The organism is Bifidobacterium sp. ESL0822 (genome assembly GCF_052606675.1).
Genome location: NZ_CP199596.1, coordinates 353,043 through 368,078 on the forward strand (window position 1 = coordinate 353,043; position 15,036 = coordinate 368,078).

Below are 15,036 nucleotides of genomic sequence, written 5' to 3' on the forward strand. Positions count from 1 at the left end.
TGACCTGGATTGCGTAGACTGGAACGCATGAGTTTCGTCGCGCCTCAAGCCCAGGATGTCCGGCAGGTCCTCTCTGCAGGCATAAAAGAATGTTCGCCTGCCGCCAGCCCACATGTGGAGGATGCGGTTGCGGCGGTGATCACGGTCGAGCATGACCTGACCTACCTGTCTGACACCCTGCGTGCCCTCCTGCGACAGAGCCTCTTGCCCAGGGTCCTGGTCATCGCGGATTGCTCGGGTACCACTGTGGAGCCTCTCTATGCGCAGTTTCCGGTGGACGGGCCAGCGCGGGTGGAGGTGCAGGTGGTTCGCGCCCGGGGCGCCTCCTCCTTCGGCGATGCCGTGGACAAGGCGCTTGGCTATGCCCGTCTGCCCGGTCGGATCCGCGCACTTTGGCTTCTGCACGACGACTGCCGTCCATTGGATAATCATTGCCTGGACAAGTTGGTGGACACCTGGCACAGCAATCCCACCGCCTCCCTGCTGGGCGCCAAGCAGTATGACTGGCAGGGCGTGGGACTGCGGGACGTGGGTCGGTATGCCTACCATCACCGAACGGTGAGCCTTGTAGTGGAAAGCGAGCCCGACCAGGAGCAGTATGACGCGCGCCAGGATGTCTTCGCAGTGAGCCTGGCTGGCGCTCTGGTGCCCATGCAGACAATGAGGAATCTGGGTGGTCCAGGCGGCTGGGCTGGCACTTTCGGCCAAGCCGACGACCTCTGTCGTCGTATCTGCCTGTCGGGGGGACGGGTGGTGGTGGTGCCCAACGCCCGGATGGCCCATGCCAGCGCCCGGATGAGCGGATTGCGTGACCGGAATGGACGGCCGGTGCAGCCTGACCATCCCTTGGATGCCTCCATGGGTCCGATACTGGCTCGGGAGCGCTACCTGATGACTGATTTTGCCCTGCCATGGTGGCCGTTGATTTGGCTCTGGCGGGTTCTGGCGGCTTTGTGGTTCATGGCCATTGATCTCATCGGCAAACGGCCCTACAGGGCCCTCTGCCGCCTGTGTGCGCCCTGGCGGATTCTGGCTCGTCCTGCAGCCTTGCTGACCATGCGTCGCCGTCTGACTTCCGCCTGCCATGGCGGTCCCCGTCGCTTGGACATTCTTCAGGCCAACAGCCAGCAGATACGGCAGTGGCGGCAGCGCAGGCATGCTTTCCACGACCAGCAGGAACACCCTATGCTCAGCCACCTGGCACTGGCTCATTTGCGCCAGCAGTTCCTGCGCCGCCTGGCCTGGGCGTCAGGGATGACCATAGCAGTCTTGGTGGCCCTGGTGGCCACCCACTGGCCCATCTGTCGCGCTGTCTTCTCGGGAGGGGCCATCCATGCGCCCTCCCTGCCCTCGTCAGGGGCCGACTGGTCCCGTCTTCAGGCGGCGGCCACCACCTCCTGGTCCTGGGCCGGGGGCGTGGGACAGCCCGCAGTTCCTGCTCCCTTCCTCCTTGTGCTCCTGCCTTTCGCCCTGCTGACTGGCGGTCATGTGGCCCAGGCCATGGCCTTGATGCTCCTGGCGGAGACGGGATTGGCCGCTTTGTCCTTCTGGGCCCTGACAGGCGTGGTCACCAGATCCAATCCCATCCGCGTCCTGCTGGGGTTGACCTGGGCCTTTCTGGCATTCGCCCTGGGCATCGTGGATGGTCTGCAGTTGCCCATGCTGACAGTCATGGCCTTTATGCCTGCCGCCTTTGCCTTCGTTTTCAAGGCTGTGGGGTTGTATCAGACCGAGGCCCCCGTGCCCCCCAAGGCTTCGGTGCAGCAGGCGGCTCTGGCTTCCATCTGCTTCCTGCCGGTCCTGGCAGCCGAACCTCAGCTCATACTGGCCATGATTCCGCTCTTTATCATGGCAATCTGCCTGGTGCCCTCTCATCGGATCATGCTGCTGCTGATGCCCCTGCCTTCGCTGCTGGCACTGGCGCCCACCCTGGTCAACTCCCTGCATCATGCCAAGGAGGGGCTTTGGAGGCAGCTTTTCGCAGACCTGATGATTCCCACGGGGGACCTAACCGGCCAGCCTCGAACCGGGAGCCTGGGGGAACTGCTGGCCCGCCTGCTGGGCTTGGATGCTTCGGTCCCGGGGCTTATCAGGTGGCGACCTGAACTCTGGCGCCCGACCACATTGGCCTGCTGTCTACTGGCGGTGGCTCTGCTGGCCTTTGTTGCTCTGGTTGTGCCTCGGGTGCTCAAGGCGGCCAGGATACTTTGGATTACGGTCCTGCTGGGCCTGGTCCTGGCGCTGATTTCGCAGGCGGTCTGCACTGGTCTGGACCAGGCTGGCCCAGTGGCCGGTTCGGTCCTGCCCGGCATGATGATGGCCTTCATGGGGCTGCTGGCTTGCTTGGGCCTTCTGGCTGGCAGGGCTGTTCGTCCCTTCTCGCCCCTTGCTCCCGGGCATGACCAGGCCCCTGACAGCGATGCTGATCGTCCGCCTCTGCCTCCTGCGCAGTCCTCCTCAACATCCGCTGTTGCGATTGATGGTGGCGGACGGGTTTTGAGACTCTTGCTGGGCCTGGTCCTGGCCCTGGTCACTCTTGCAGTGGCGGTGGCCGGTCTGGTGGCGCCTGTCGGTGGGCCCCTGTCCGCGGACGGCCGGCAACTTCCGGCAGTGGCGGAGGACTACCTGGACAAGGATCCGTCCCACCGGGTGCTGGTGCTGACTTCGCCCTCCCATGGCCGCGTAGCCTACACCGGTCTGCACACCATACGAGGAGAGCTGATCGATGCCTCGCCCGCCCTGCGTGTCCAGAGGGTGAATGGCACTCGGTTGGCCGGCGAGGATGTCCTCTCGCATTCGGCGGCTGCCCTGATGGCCAATGCCGACTCCAAGGCCGTAGCCGCTGTGGCCGACCTGGGCTTTGGCGGAATCTATGTGCCCGTCGACCGTTCCGGTGCTGTGGGCTTGGGGTCCACGCCCAACGATGACCTGGTGTCCAACATCACCGCCAGCGATGGCGCCCAGCAGGTGGTAGCCAACGCCCAGGGAACCTATTTCCGCCTGAGCTCGCAGTCCGGCAAGAATGTGGGTGTTGACATGACTGGGGTCGCGAAAGCAGAGGCCAGCACCTGGAGGAGGGTCTGGCTGTGGACCCTGGCCCTGGTCCTGCTGGGATACTGTCTGGTGGCTCTGCCGCGTCCAGGCTACTTTGGAGGGGAGCAGCTATGAGTGTACGAAGCAAGGGATCCTCGGTGGCTGCTCTGGTCACGGCGCCCCTGGTGGCGGTTCTGATTGCCGCTCTTCTGATCTGGGTGCCTCCTGCCTCACTGGCTGATGGCGCCCGAGGATCGACGGTCGTTTCCAGCCGGGTCAGCCAGCGAGAGGTAGCGGCATACTGTCCGGCTCGAATGGCGGTGGCGGACGAGGACAAGGTCGGCGATGACCAGTTCAAGGCATCGGAGGGCGATCTGAGCTCCCGTGTCACCGCCGCCTCCTTCGGATCCATCGGCAGTTCCAGCCTGACCCCAATGGGGGGTGGGCAACGCACCCCGGTGACCGATCCCGATCTCTTGGATGGGCAGAAGGTCATGGCCGCTTCGCTCGACCCCGGCTCTTCGGCCACTGCCTTCGATTCCCGGATGCTCAAGTCTCAACCGGGCACGGGGGCTGCCGCCGGCATGGTCTCCTGGGCCACCAAGGGCGATCTTAGAGGAATCCAGGCGCTGGCCTGTCCCCGGGCCGTCATGGACGGGGACTTCCTGCTGCCCGCCACCAGCAGAGGGACCACCCAGCGGCTGATGGTCTACAATCCGTCATCCAAGGCCACGGTGATCAGTCTTGAGGTCCAGGGGTCGCACTCCTCAGGACACCTGTCCCTGGAGACCGGGAAGACCATGACCGTGGCTCCCGGCGGCCATGCCTCATACGATCTGTCTGCGGCGGCTCCTGGACAGCAGGCCATCTATGTCCAGGCTCGCAGCTCCCAGGCTCCGGTGGCCATGTCGGTCTCCATCAATGTCATGGACGGACTTGAGCCACGTGGATCGGATCAGGTGACTGCCCTGGCGGCTCCCGGCCGTGATCTGGTCATTCCCGGCCTGCGCGGGGCAGACCATGCCACACTCCTTCTGCAGGGTTCCCAGGCCACTGCTGTAGACCTGTCCTGGATGGATGAGGGCGGCCAGCAATCCTTGCGGCGGGTGGATTTGCAAGGTTCTCAGGCAACGGCAGTGGATCTGGGCGGCGTGCCCGATGGCAAGCTGGCTCTGCAGGTGCATGCCGACCGGCCCGTCCACGCAGTCCTGCAGGTGACCAGCCAGGGCGGTCAGGACCAGTCCCAGTCCGACCTGGCTCTGATTCCTGCGGGGACTGCCGCCGCCTCCTCGGCCCTGACCATATCCCGGCCCGCCCAGGCCGTCCTGACCCTGGTCAATCCATCGACCGATCCGGTCAAGGCCGAACTGGTTGGATTCGACGAAAAAGGCAACAAGCTGGGGGAGCGCTCGCTGACTATGGAAGCAGGTCGCGCGCATGGGCTTTCAACCCACGATTTGGGCGACCAGGTGGCCGCCGTACGGCTGAACGAGAACTCCGGGCATGGCTCATCCCGGCTGATCTGGAACGCACGCCTGGGCGTGGACGCGGTCAACCAGGCTGGCCTGGCCGGTTTGGCGGTCATGGCCCCTGACGGGCTTATGCCTGCCACCACCGTGATCCGTTCCGGCCCAGACTCCACCGTCCTGCCCTGAGAGTCAGCCCTCAGCGTCCCCACATGGGGTCGATCTCCTCGGGGTCGCGCCCGTAAAGGTCTGCCAGTTGCAGGACCAGCTCGTCGCGGATGATCAGCTCCAGCTCCGTGCGGTCTCGGGTCTTGCTCTGGATGGGCAGCCGATAGAGGACGATTCTGGCGGGGATGCCACGGCTCGCCGGGAAACTACGTGAGAAGAGGTCCGACCGGTCCTCCCAGGGGGTTGGATCGGAGGGCGGCACATCCTCGACGGCGAATTGGACGGGCTTGACCAGCTGGGGCCAGCCTGCGCCCAGCCGCCGGATCTGTGCCGCGGTCAGATCGTCGAAGATCCCGCACCTGGTGCGATAGCGGGGCAGACGGGTGCCGAAGGTGGGCCGTCGAATCCCCCGTCCATGGCTGTCCCGATAAACAGTGCGGGCCCAAGGCGGCTGATCGTTGATCATGACACTCACCATAGCCCCCATCTCGAAGGCATTGTCGATTCAGGGTGTCTTGTAGCATGGAGCGATGATCGACAAGCGGATGGGAGCAATCATGGCGGAGGACGGTGCGGTGAACGTGGCCTGGTGGGGCGGCCAAGACATAAGGTCCATCTGCGCAGGTGCACGGGTGCTGGCCTTCGATCTGGACAATACCCTGGCGCTGTCCAAGACCCGTATGGACCAGACCATGGCTGTCCATTTCGCCGCCCTGACCCGGCTTCGACCCGTGGCCATCGTCTCGGGCGGACGGTTCAGCCAGTTCCGCGACCAGGTGCTGGATGCCCTGCCCGACGACACCCGTTTCGACCAGCTGCATCTGATGCCCACCAGTGGCACCCGTTACTACCGCTGGCAGGACGGAAGCTGGGAATGCGTCTACGCCCACGACCTGAGCGCCCAGGACCGGCAGGCCGCCGAGGCCAGCCTGGAGCGCAGGGCCAAGCAGCTGGGCGACTGGGAGGAGCAGGTCTGGGGTCCTCGCATCGAGGATCGCGGCAGCCAGATAACCTTCTCCGCCCTGGGTCAGCAGGCTCCTGTCGACGCCAAGGAGGCCTGGGATCCGGACAACAGCCGCAAGGACGCCCTGGCCAGGGCCGTGGCCGCCGACCTGCCCCACCTGCAGGTGCGGTCCGGCGGCTCCACCAGCGTGGACATCTCAGCCAAGGGCATCGACAAGGCCTACGCCATGACCTCCCTGGCCAAGATACTGGGCGTGGATGTCGGCCAGATCGCCTTCGTTGGTGACCGGATGGATCCGGATGGCAACGATTATCCAGCGGCGCTGGCCGGGGCCATGGCTCTGCGTGTGCACAATCCGGCCGATGCATTGGACCTGATCCGTGCTATGGAGGCTGACCTGGCCTGAATCTGCGAACAGACGGCCTGTTCATGCACATGGCCCTGTCCTGCTTGCCTGTCCTCTATGGTTGAGGGTTGGCTGGGCGGTATGCGCAACCTTCCATTGGTATCCGGTCGGTTCCGACGGGCCGCCTGTGCCGTCGCATCAGCCTTGGCCAGTTCGGCCCTGGATCTGCTGGCTCCTCGAGCCTGCGCAGGCTGTGACCGTCCTGATTTCCTGCTCTGCCCCAGTTGCAGATCCCTGCTCTTCCGACCCCTGACGGTACCCGCGCCCGCCTATGCCGTAGGCCTGGCCCTGGCCTGCGCTCCATATCGCGGACCTGTCCGGCGGATCATTCTGGCCTGGAAGGACCATGACAACCGGCCCTTGGACGCACCCCTGTGCCAGGTCATGGCCGATCTGGCTCCGGCCTTGTCCAGGCTGATCGATCCCCTGCTCCGGTCCAAGCCTGCGAAAGCGATTCTGGTGGTTCCCGCCCCCTCCTCGGCCGCCTCCCTGCGAAAGCGGGGGAGGGTTCATCTGCAGCCGATCCTTCTGTCCCTGGTCCAGGCATTGAAGTGGCATGGTCTGGATGCCCGGGTGGAATCGGCTCTGACCATGGACTCCGTAAGAACCAAGTCCGTCCAGGCTGGCGGTCGCCGGGACCGTTCTCGTCGGTTGGCAGGCCGGATCGCGGTTGCGGATCCCTCACGGCTGGCCGGCCATCCCGTCCTGGTGGTGGACGACATCATCACCACGGGATCCACCATCCGCCAGTGCGCTCGTTCTCTGGAGGCTGTAGGCGCCCTACCGCTGGCTGCCTTGGCTCTGGCGGCCGTTCCCCCAGGCCATGAGGGTCTCTAACGGGCCTGGGCCACGGCCATCTCATCCCAGCGGGTGGTGGCCCGGGGGGAGAGCATGCCCCGGTTCATGGCCCAATCGGCCCCTGTGTCCTCATCGCCCCGGCCCTTGCCGCGGATGCCTCCGTAGCCTACGCCCACGCGGAAGGGGCCGAAACGACGGGTGGCGTCCTCCAGGACGTCCCCCAGGCCATGGGTGTCCCGGGCTGCGTCCAGGCCTTCCAGGGTGTGGAAGTGGTCGGCATCGGTCAGGTCCAGCAGAACCACCCCGGCCCGGATCCAGCGGGCGTGCGGATCCACCCGGCCCTTGAGCGCCCGGCTGGCTGCGCCGGCGATGACCAGCGGATCGTCGCTGGGATCCTCCAGGAGGACGGTCCGGCTGGCTGCGCAGAACTGCTGGGGCGCATAGGGGCTGGTGGAACAGAAGACCTGCACTTTTCCGCACAGGCCATGCTGCCGACGTAGACGGCGGCAGGCCTTCTGGGCGTATATGCTCAACGCCTGGGCCAGAGTGGGGTAGCCCTCGATGGGGTGGGAGAACATGCGCGAGCACAGAATCTGATTGGTGCGCACGCCCCTGGCGGCATCTCCCTCGGGCTCGATGCAGGGCCGTCCCCTCAATTCCAGAACGGTGCGCTGCAGCATGACGGAGAATCGGTGCCGAATCAGGGAGGGATCGGCATCGCGCAGGTCCAGGGCGGTGGTGATGCCCATGCCCATGAGTCTGCCGGTCAGTCGTCGGCCCACCCCCCAGACCTGGTCGACGGGCACTGACGCCAGAGCCTGGTCGCCATACTGGGCCTCCACCTGGCTCCAAAGGGTGATCCCCTCGGTCGAGGGATGGTCCTTGGCCCAGTGGTTGGCCACCTTGGCCAGGGTCTTGGTAGGCGCCACCCCCACGCTGACGGGAATGCCGGTGGACCGCAGGACCGCGGCGCGTAGTTCCCGGCAGATCTCGACAGTGCGCTTGTCGTTCCAGATGCTGTCCATGAAGCACTCGTCGATGGAGTAGACCTCCTGGTTGGGCAGGAAATGGGCCATGATGGCCATCATGCGTCGGGAGAGGCTGGCGTAGAGCTCATAGTTGGAGCTGCGGGCCACCACCCCGTCCTGCAGGGCCCGTTCACGAATGGTGAACCAGGGTGTGCCGTTGGTGATGCCCAGGGCCTTGGCCGGGCGGTTGCGGGCCACCACACAGCCGTCGTTGTTGGACAGCACGACCACCGGGCGGTCAGCCAGGGAGGGGTCGAAGACGGCCTCGCAGGAGGCAAAGAAAGAATTGGCGTCAGCCAGGACCACCCGGCCTGTCAGAGCGGTTCCGGCTGCAGGATCAACCGGTCTCTGCGCGCTCATGCCGACCCCCACCCCGTGGAAGGGTAAGCGGGTTTCCGGTCCTGGCTCCCTGTGCGCCTGTGTCCGTGCAGGGTGTGGCCGGGATAGGTGACCTGAGGCAGGGGAGAACCGCTTCGAGGTTCACCCTTGGCATCAACCCGTTGCCAGTGGTAGTTGCCGATGACCACCCCCCAGATGACCAGTTCCTCGCCCTCCTGGGGCATGAAGTCGGGGTAGGCGGGGTTTTCGGCCCGCAGCATGGTCCGTCCATTATGCCTGGCCAGCCGCTTGACCAGCAGCTCGTCGTCCAGGATGGCGATGACAATGTCCCCCTCGCGCGGTTCCAGGGACCGGTCGACCACCAGCAGGTCCCCGTCGAAGATGCCGGCGCCGGTCATGGAATCGCCGGCCACGTGGATGATGAAGGTGGCGTCGGGATGGACAATGACGTTCTGGTCGAAGCTGAAGTCGCCGCTGAAGTAGTCCTGGGCCACTGAGGGGAAGCCGGCATGGACGGCCTCCAGGGCCTGGGGGACGGGACTGGGGTGCCCTCGGAAGAGGCTCAGGGCATCGACCCGGCACTCCGGCAGGGAGGAAGCAGGGGCCGCCTCCGGCGACCCATGGATGGTAGCGACCATGGCACACCTCGAACTCGATGACATTCGAACAAATGTTCGATTTCATTATGAGTCGAGGTGTGCCTCCCCGTCAATGCGGCGCGTCGGACCCCTCGGTGAGGTCCCCGTTCCCCTCGTCCTCGTCTGGATCGCGGTGATATCTGGGCAGGGTGATCTCGAAGTCCGCTCCACGCGGATCGTCCACCACCTGTACCTGGCCTCCATGCAGTTGAGCCGCCCAGCGGGCGATGGACAGCCCCAGCCCGGTGCCGCCCGACTCCGTGCCCGGCCCGGCCTTGCCCTTGACGAAGCGTCGGAAGATGTCGGTGCGGGCCTCGGGGGGTATCTGCGAGCCGAAGTTGACCACGTTGGTGACTATGGTCTCCCGCTGCCGGTCCTCGTGGGCCTGGATCAGCACCGTGGTGCCGTCGGCAGAGTGTTTCAGGGCGTTGCTGATGACGTTGGTGAAGAGCTGGCGCAGCCGGTCCTGGTCGCCCTCCATTCTCAGGCCCTTCTCCAGATCCACCTGGATGTCGTGGGCGTGCCCGGCATCGGCTATGACCAGGGGCTGCAGGGTCTCGTCGATGAAGTCCCCGAAGTCGAAGTCCTCGATCTGTAGGCTGGCGGCCCCGGCCTCCATCCTCGACAGATCCAGCAGGAAGGCAATCAGGTCGGACAGGCGGTGGGTCTGCTCCAGAATTCCCTCCAGGTTGGCTGGTGTGGGCTCGGTCACCCCGTCAGCCATGTTCTCCACCATGGCCTGCAGGGCCGAGACGGGGGTACGCAGCTCGTGGCTGACATTGGCCACCATGTCCCGGCGCATCTGGTCGGCGTGCTGGAGTTCCTCGGCCATCTCGTTGAAGGACTGGGCCAGAAGCCCTACCTCGTCATGGCTGGTCGTGGTGGCGTGGACCCGGACCGTGTAGTCCCCATCGGCCATGGCCTCGGCCGCATCCCGCATCTGCCGCAGGGGAGCGGTGAGCCCCCGGGAGAAGAAGTAGGTGATTCCCAGGGCCACCACCAGGGTCAGCGGCATGGCGATCCAGCCGCTCCAGCCCATCTTCAGCAGGAACCAGGCCATCACGAAGGCGATGGCTGTGGAGATGATGATCAAGACGCTCAGCTCCACCTTCAATGAGGCGAAGGATCCGATGGGCCGTTCGCGGTCCACGCGCGCACTCAGACTGGGCCTCTTGCGCCGACTTCCGCCGTCCTTGCTCATGGCGTGCATCCGCAGCCGCTACCGCTGGTCCTGGCCCTGTTCCTGATCTTCGGGCGGCTCGAAGGCGTATCCCACTCCATGCACGGTGCGGATCATCTGCGAGCCCAGCTTGTGGCGCAGGGCCTTGACGTGGGAGTCCACCGTCCTGGTGCCCGAGGCATCCACCCAGTCCCAGACCTCCTCCAGCAACTTTTCGCGGGTGAGCACGGACTTGGGTCGGCGGGCCAGTGTGGCCAGCAGGTCGAATTCGGTGGGGGTCAGGTGGATCTGCTCCCCGCGCAGGGTCACGATGCGCTGGGCCGGATCGATGACCAGGGATCCGAAGTCCAGCACCTTCTCGTTCTCGGAGTTCTTGGCAATGACCTTGGCCCGCTCCACCCTGCGCAGAAGGGCCTTGCAGCGGGCAATCAGCTCGCGCATGGAGAAGGGCTTGGTCATGTAGTCGTCGGCCCCGGCACCCAGACCGGTCACCTTGTCGGCCTCGTCGTCCCGGGCGGTCAGAATCAGCACCGGCACCGGCCGCTCGGCCACGATTCGCTTGGTGGCCTCCAGCCCATCCATGACGGGCAGCATGATGTCCATGATGACCAGGTCGGGTTTGATCTGGGATGCGGCCTGCACGGCGCTGGCACCGTCCGAGGCCACCCGTGCCGTCCACCCTTCGGCGGTGATGCGCTGGGCGATGGCGGTGGCCAGGGTGGGTTCGTCCTCAACCACCAGGATGGTGCTGGGTGTAGTGTAGCGGCTTGTGTTTTTGATCATGCCTACCTCTGTCTTCGATCACTGATCCGCAAAACGATGCTCGTCATGCGGGGTGGAGCCTTGCCGGCATTTGTTCCACCACCGTCGTTTCTTCCAGAATAGTCTTCAGAGCCTCCAGGGGAAGTGTGCTCGCAGAGAATCGCGTCGTCTCTGAGCCCCGTCGGCAAGTCCATGCGCAATGGCATTATTATATGGTATTTTATCGACTCGTTCTGGAGGACATATGGGTTACAAGGTCGGTGACATGGTCGTCTATCCGCGTCATGGGGCCGCCAGGGTGGATGCCATCACCGAACGGACCGTCAAGGGCGTCACCCGCAAGTACCTGCAGCTGTCTGTGCTCTCCTCTGACGGGCTGGTCATCAACGTCCCCGTCGAGAACGCGGCCAAGGTGGGCGTCAGGGACATCGTCGACGCCAAGGCGGTGGCCAAGGTCTTCGAGATCCTGCGCACCCCGGTGGTCGAGGAGAAGGAGATGAACTGGTCCCGTCGCTACAAGCTGAACGTGGAGAAGATCGCCACCGGCGAGGTCAATAAGATAGCCGAGGTGGTGCGCGACCTCTCCCAGCGTGACGTTGACGAGCACGGGCTGTCGGCGGGCGAGAAGCGGATGCTGATCAAGGCCCGCAAGATCCTGACATCCGAGATTGCCCTGTCCGAGAAGCTGGACGAGGACGAGGCCCAGCGTTTGCTGGACGTCAACCTGGGCTATGCGGAGCCCATGCCTGGCGATGACAAGCGCCATACCAAGTCCCCCAAGGAGCCGGCTTCCAAGACCCTGGCGCGTGTGGCCCAGGAGGCCGCCAAGGCCAAGGGCAAGGGTAAGACCAAGGCCAAGCGCTGAGGCTGGGACCGGTCATGGGGGATCCAAGCGTCGGACTGGGCTTTGATGCCCATCGCTTCGACCCAACTGGTGGGCGTCCCCTCTGGCTGGCCTGCCTGTCCTGGAATGACGGAACCCCCGGCCTGCTGGGCGATTCTGACGGCGATGCAGCCGCTCACGCCCTGATAGACGCTATTCTGTCAGCCGCCGACCTGGGCGACATAGGCACCCTGTTCGGCCTGGGATCACAGGCTCCCGGAGCGGGCATGCACGGTGCGGCCATGCTGGAGAAGACCATGGACCGCCTGCATGAGCACGGTCGCAGATTGCTCAACGCCTCCCTGGTCATTGTGGGCCAGCGCCCCAGAATTTCCTCCCGTCGTCACCTGGCCCAGCAGGCCATGAGCCAGGCAGTCGGTGCGCCGGTTCGGATGACCGCCACGACCACTGATGGCATGGGCTTCACCGGTCACGATGAGGGCATCGCCGTCATGGCCACCGCCCTGGTGGACTGACCGGCATCAGGCGCGCAGAGCCGCCCATCCCTTGGCCAGAGCCCAGAAGAGGGTGGACAGGGTCACGATGATGAAGCTTGGCGGGGCTGGCACCATGGCCGAAATCACCAGGCCTCCCCAGATGGAAACCAGGCAGATCAATCCTGACAGGAGCATGGCCCGCAGGGGAGAGGCCACCAGGATGTTGGCCGTGGCCGCCGGGGTGACGACCAGGGCGAAGATGAGCAGGGTCCCCACTGCAGGGACGGCGATGGTGATGACCCCGGCCATGATGGCCATGAAGGTCAGGTTCATCAGCCCGATGGGCACGCCGCGGGCCTGGGCCACCTGCTCGTCCAGGGAGCTGAAGAGCAGGGGCCGGTAGATCAGGGCCAGCAGGATCAGCAGGATTGCATCGAAGATCAGGAAGCCGATGACCTGCCCTCGGGTGATGGTCAGGATCGATCCGAAGAGGATGGCCTGCATCTGCTGGGAGGCCGAGCTGGACATCCTGGCGAAGAAGAGTCCCAGACCGGTGGCGAAGGCCAGGACCGTGCCCGTGGCGATCTCCCGCTGGGAGGCCCGCTTGCCCAGGGCTCCGATGACCAGCGCCCCGCCCAGGGCGAACAGGCCCATGCCTGCAGATACCGGCAGCCCCAGCAGGACGGCGCCCGTGGCGCCGGGCAGGCCGATGTGGGCCAGGGCATGGGCGGCGAAGGTGGAGTGCCTGGCGATGGTGAAGTAGCCCATGGCTCCGGCGGCCACGGCGATGCACAATCCAGCAACCATGGCGTTGCGCATGAAGGGGGCGGCGAGGATCTCCATCCAATGGGGGTCGAAGACTGGTGTGGTCATGAGGTCCTTTCCCGGTCCGTCCCGTGCAGGCGGGCCACCTGGCTGGGTTGATAGCGATTGTGGACGGGGCCGATCGGCTCGTCCATGTCGGGGGCCACGAACATGTCCCCCTGGGGTGTGGTGACCACCTCCACCTTGGTGCCGTAGAGGTGGGTGAGCAGGTGCGAGTCCAGCACGTCGTCCATGCGGGCGTAGTGGGGGTGCCCGTCCAGCAGGTAGACCGCCCCGGTCAGCACCGGCAGCAACATGTTCAGGTCATGGGCCACCACCTGGATGGTCATCCCCAGTCGGCTGTTGAGCTGTGCCAGCAAGTGGACGGTGGCGCGTTGCCCGGCCAGGTCCAGATTGGCCAGGGGCTCGTCCAGCATGAGCAGATCGGGATCGCAGACCAGGGCCTGGGCGATGGCCACCCGTTGGCGCAGGCCGCCGGAGAGCTGGGAGAGGCGCAGATGGGCCCTGTCCTCCACGCCGACGAAGCGCATGGCTTTTTTGGCGCGCTCGCGGTCCTGCCGGGTGACGGGGTGGATGCCGAAGCGGGTGCCGGTCAGCCCCAGCAGGACGGACTGCTCAGCCGTCAGGTTGGAGTCGATGTCCGAGGTGTAGCTCTGTGGTACGTAGCCGATGCGGTCGTTGGCCTGGCCGGCCGGCTGTCCCAGGACCTGCAGGCTGCCGGCATCCAAGGGGAGCAGGCCCAGTTCGGCCTGCATCATGCTGGTCTTGCCAGTGCCGTTGGTGCCTACGATGGCGGTCACGGTTCCCGAGGGGATGGTGAAGGTTCCCTCCGACCAGATCAGTCGCCCGGATCTTCGGATGGCGGCATGGTCGAAGACGATGCAGGCCTGCGTGGATGTCCTATCCGTGTCCGTATCCATGGCGTCCTTTCCAGCAGGGATTCAAAGTAGTGATCCTGCTCTTATTGAGCATGATTCTCATTATCGCTGGGGATGGGACAGCGCGCAACCTCATCCGTCGGGTCCTCCCGGACCGGCCCTTGGACGGCAGTTCCATTGGTGGAGGAATCTGCGCTAGTCTGGCTCAGACGACTTCGGCAAGGGTTTGCGCCCGCTTGGATGATGGAGATGTATTGACTGCGGTGAAACTGGACGGAAAAGCGGCGGCTGCGGAACTCAAGGAGGACCTGCGCGCTCGCGTGGCCAGGCTGACGGCCATGGGGCGCACCCCTGGCCTGGGGACCATTCTGGTGGGGGATGACCCTGGTTCGCTCAAATATGTAGAGGGCAAGCACCGGGACTGCCGTCAGGTTGGCATTCGGTCCATCCGAGTGGATCTGCCTGCCGATGCCGGCAAGGAGCGGATTCTGGCTGCGGTGGATCAGCTCAACCGGGATCCTGACTGCACCGGCTACATCGTCCAGCTGCCCCTGCCGGATGGCGTGGATCCCACTGAGATCATCGAGCGCATCGATCCGGCCAAGGACGCCGACGGCATGCATCCTTACAACCTGGGCCAGCTGGTTCTGCATACCGACGGCCGGGTGCGGACCCCCCTGCCCTGCACACCGCGGGGGATTCTGTACCTGCTGGACCATTACGGGATTGACCTGGCCGGCAAGGATGTCTGCTTGCTGGGCCGAGGACTGACCGTGGGCCGCACCATCGGTCTGCTCCTGACCAACCGCGGGGTGGATGCCACCGTGACGCTTTGCCATACCCGCACCAGGAATGTTGATGCCCATCTGCGCAGGGCCGACGTAATCATCGCAGCCGTGGGCCGAGCAGGGTTGGTAGGTCAGGATCAGGTTCGCCAAGGTGCCGTCCTGGTGGATGTAGGCGTCTCCCGGATCTGGGATCAGCAGGAGGGGAGCTGGAGGATCAAGGGCGACATAGATCCGGCCGCCAGGCTGTCTGCATCCGCCTATACGCCCAACCCCGGCGGTGTGGGACCCATGACCCGTGCCATGCTCCTGGTCAATGTGGTCGAATCCGCTGAGCGAGCCGCAGGGATTCCTGCCTGCGACACGCCCGAGGCTCCCCGGCGACAATGACCGTGGTGTCTCCTATCATAGGGAATGTTCGCGCCTGCCGGCGGGAACACATAACT

14 protein-coding genes are annotated in these 15,036 nt (G+C 65.1%); 7 read left to right on the forward strand and 7 right to left on the reverse strand.

Features of this window, described 5'->3' with window-relative positions; genetic code table 11:
- The first annotated feature begins 27 nt into the window (after positions 1–27).
- Both ACUIAF_RS01425 and ACUIAF_RS01430 read left to right on the forward strand, forming a co-directional pair.
- On the forward strand, positions 28–3,168 hold the full coding sequence (locus ACUIAF_RS01425; protein ID WP_445338803.1) for a glycosyltransferase family 2 protein: 3,141 nt from the start codon (positions 28–30) through the stop codon (positions 3,166–3,168).
- Entirely contained in the window at positions 3,165–4,688 is a 1,524-nt protein-coding gene (locus ACUIAF_RS01430) for a DUF5719 family protein (protein ID WP_445338804.1), read from the forward strand. The genes ACUIAF_RS01425 and ACUIAF_RS01430 overlap by 4 nt, the downstream gene beginning before the upstream one ends.
- A gap of 10 nt (positions 4,689–4,698) precedes the next feature.
- On the opposite strand, the gene ACUIAF_RS01435 is transcribed toward ACUIAF_RS01430, so the two are convergent.
- Positions 4,699–5,133 (reverse strand): metallopeptidase family protein, encoded by a 435-nt coding sequence (locus ACUIAF_RS01435; RefSeq protein WP_033511504.1) that lies wholly within the window; start codon positions 5,131–5,133, stop codon positions 4,699–4,701.
- Positions 5,134–5,224: 91 nt separating this feature from the next.
- On the opposite strand from ACUIAF_RS01435, the gene ACUIAF_RS01440 reads away from it, so the two are divergent.
- Positions 5,225–6,037, forward strand: a complete 813-nt coding sequence (locus ACUIAF_RS01440) for an HAD-IIB family hydrolase (protein ID WP_445339139.1) — start codon at positions 5,225–5,227, stop codon at positions 6,035–6,037.
- A gap of 57 nt (positions 6,038–6,094) precedes the next feature.
- Positions 6,095–6,874 (forward strand): ComF family protein, encoded by a 780-nt coding sequence (locus ACUIAF_RS01445; protein ID WP_445338805.1) that lies wholly within the window; start codon positions 6,095–6,097, stop codon positions 6,872–6,874.
- Here ACUIAF_RS01445 and ACUIAF_RS01450 read toward each other — a convergent pair.
- The 4 genes from ACUIAF_RS01450 to ACUIAF_RS01465 all read right to left on the reverse strand — a co-directional run bounded on the left by ACUIAF_RS01450 (position 6,871) and on the right by ACUIAF_RS01465 (position 10,803).
- On the reverse strand, positions 6,871–8,223 hold the full coding sequence (locus tag ACUIAF_RS01450) for a Y-family DNA polymerase (RefSeq protein WP_198216028.1): 1,353 nt from the start codon (positions 8,221–8,223) through the stop codon (positions 6,871–6,873). The genes ACUIAF_RS01445 and ACUIAF_RS01450 overlap by 4 nt on opposite strands.
- On the reverse strand, positions 8,220–8,840 hold the full coding sequence (locus ACUIAF_RS01455) for a LexA family protein (protein ID WP_445338806.1): 621 nt from the start codon (positions 8,838–8,840) through the stop codon (positions 8,220–8,222). Before ACUIAF_RS01455 ends, ACUIAF_RS01450 begins: the two co-directional genes overlap by 4 nt.
- Before the next feature lie 70 nt (positions 8,841–8,910).
- On the reverse strand, positions 8,911–10,041 hold the full coding sequence (locus tag ACUIAF_RS01460) for a sensor histidine kinase (RefSeq protein ID WP_445339140.1): 1,131 nt from the start codon (positions 10,039–10,041) through the stop codon (positions 8,911–8,913).
- 18 nt (positions 10,042–10,059) lie between these two features.
- Positions 10,060–10,803: a response regulator transcription factor gene (locus tag ACUIAF_RS01465; RefSeq protein WP_015021965.1), complete on the reverse strand. Its 744-nt coding sequence runs from the start codon at positions 10,801–10,803 to the stop codon at positions 10,060–10,062.
- 223 nt (positions 10,804–11,026) lie between these two features.
- Between ACUIAF_RS01465 and ACUIAF_RS01470 the strand changes: the two genes are divergently transcribed.
- Both ACUIAF_RS01470 and ACUIAF_RS01475 read left to right on the forward strand, forming a co-directional pair.
- Positions 11,027–11,647 carry a CarD family transcriptional regulator gene (locus ACUIAF_RS01470; protein WP_110417301.1) on the forward strand — a complete coding sequence of 207 codons (621 nt, stop codon included), beginning with the start codon at positions 11,027–11,029 and terminating at the stop codon, positions 11,645–11,647.
- Positions 11,648–11,661: 14 nt separating this feature from the next.
- Positions 11,662–12,141, forward strand: a complete 480-nt coding sequence (locus tag ACUIAF_RS01475) for a 2-C-methyl-D-erythritol 2,4-cyclodiphosphate synthase (RefSeq protein ID WP_015021963.1) — start codon at positions 11,662–11,664, stop codon at positions 12,139–12,141.
- Positions 12,142–12,147: 6 nt separating this feature from the next.
- Here ACUIAF_RS01475 and ACUIAF_RS01480 read toward each other — a convergent pair whose 3' ends face one another.
- Both ACUIAF_RS01480 and ACUIAF_RS01485 read right to left on the reverse strand, forming a co-directional pair.
- Entirely contained in the window at positions 12,148–12,975 is an 828-nt protein-coding gene (locus ACUIAF_RS01480; RefSeq protein WP_015021962.1) for a metal ABC transporter permease, read from the reverse strand.
- On the reverse strand, positions 12,972–13,847 hold the full coding sequence (locus ACUIAF_RS01485; protein ID WP_445338807.1) for an ABC transporter ATP-binding protein: 876 nt from the start codon (positions 13,845–13,847) through the stop codon (positions 12,972–12,974). The genes ACUIAF_RS01480 and ACUIAF_RS01485 overlap by 4 nt, the downstream gene beginning before the upstream one ends.
- A gap of 212 nt (positions 13,848–14,059) precedes the next feature.
- Between ACUIAF_RS01485 and ACUIAF_RS01490 the strand changes: the two genes are divergently transcribed.
- Positions 14,060–14,980, forward strand: a complete 921-nt coding sequence (locus ACUIAF_RS01490; RefSeq protein WP_445338808.1) for a bifunctional methylenetetrahydrofolate dehydrogenase/methenyltetrahydrofolate cyclohydrolase — start codon at positions 14,060–14,062, stop codon at positions 14,978–14,980.
- Positions 14,981–15,036: the final 56 nt, after the last annotated feature.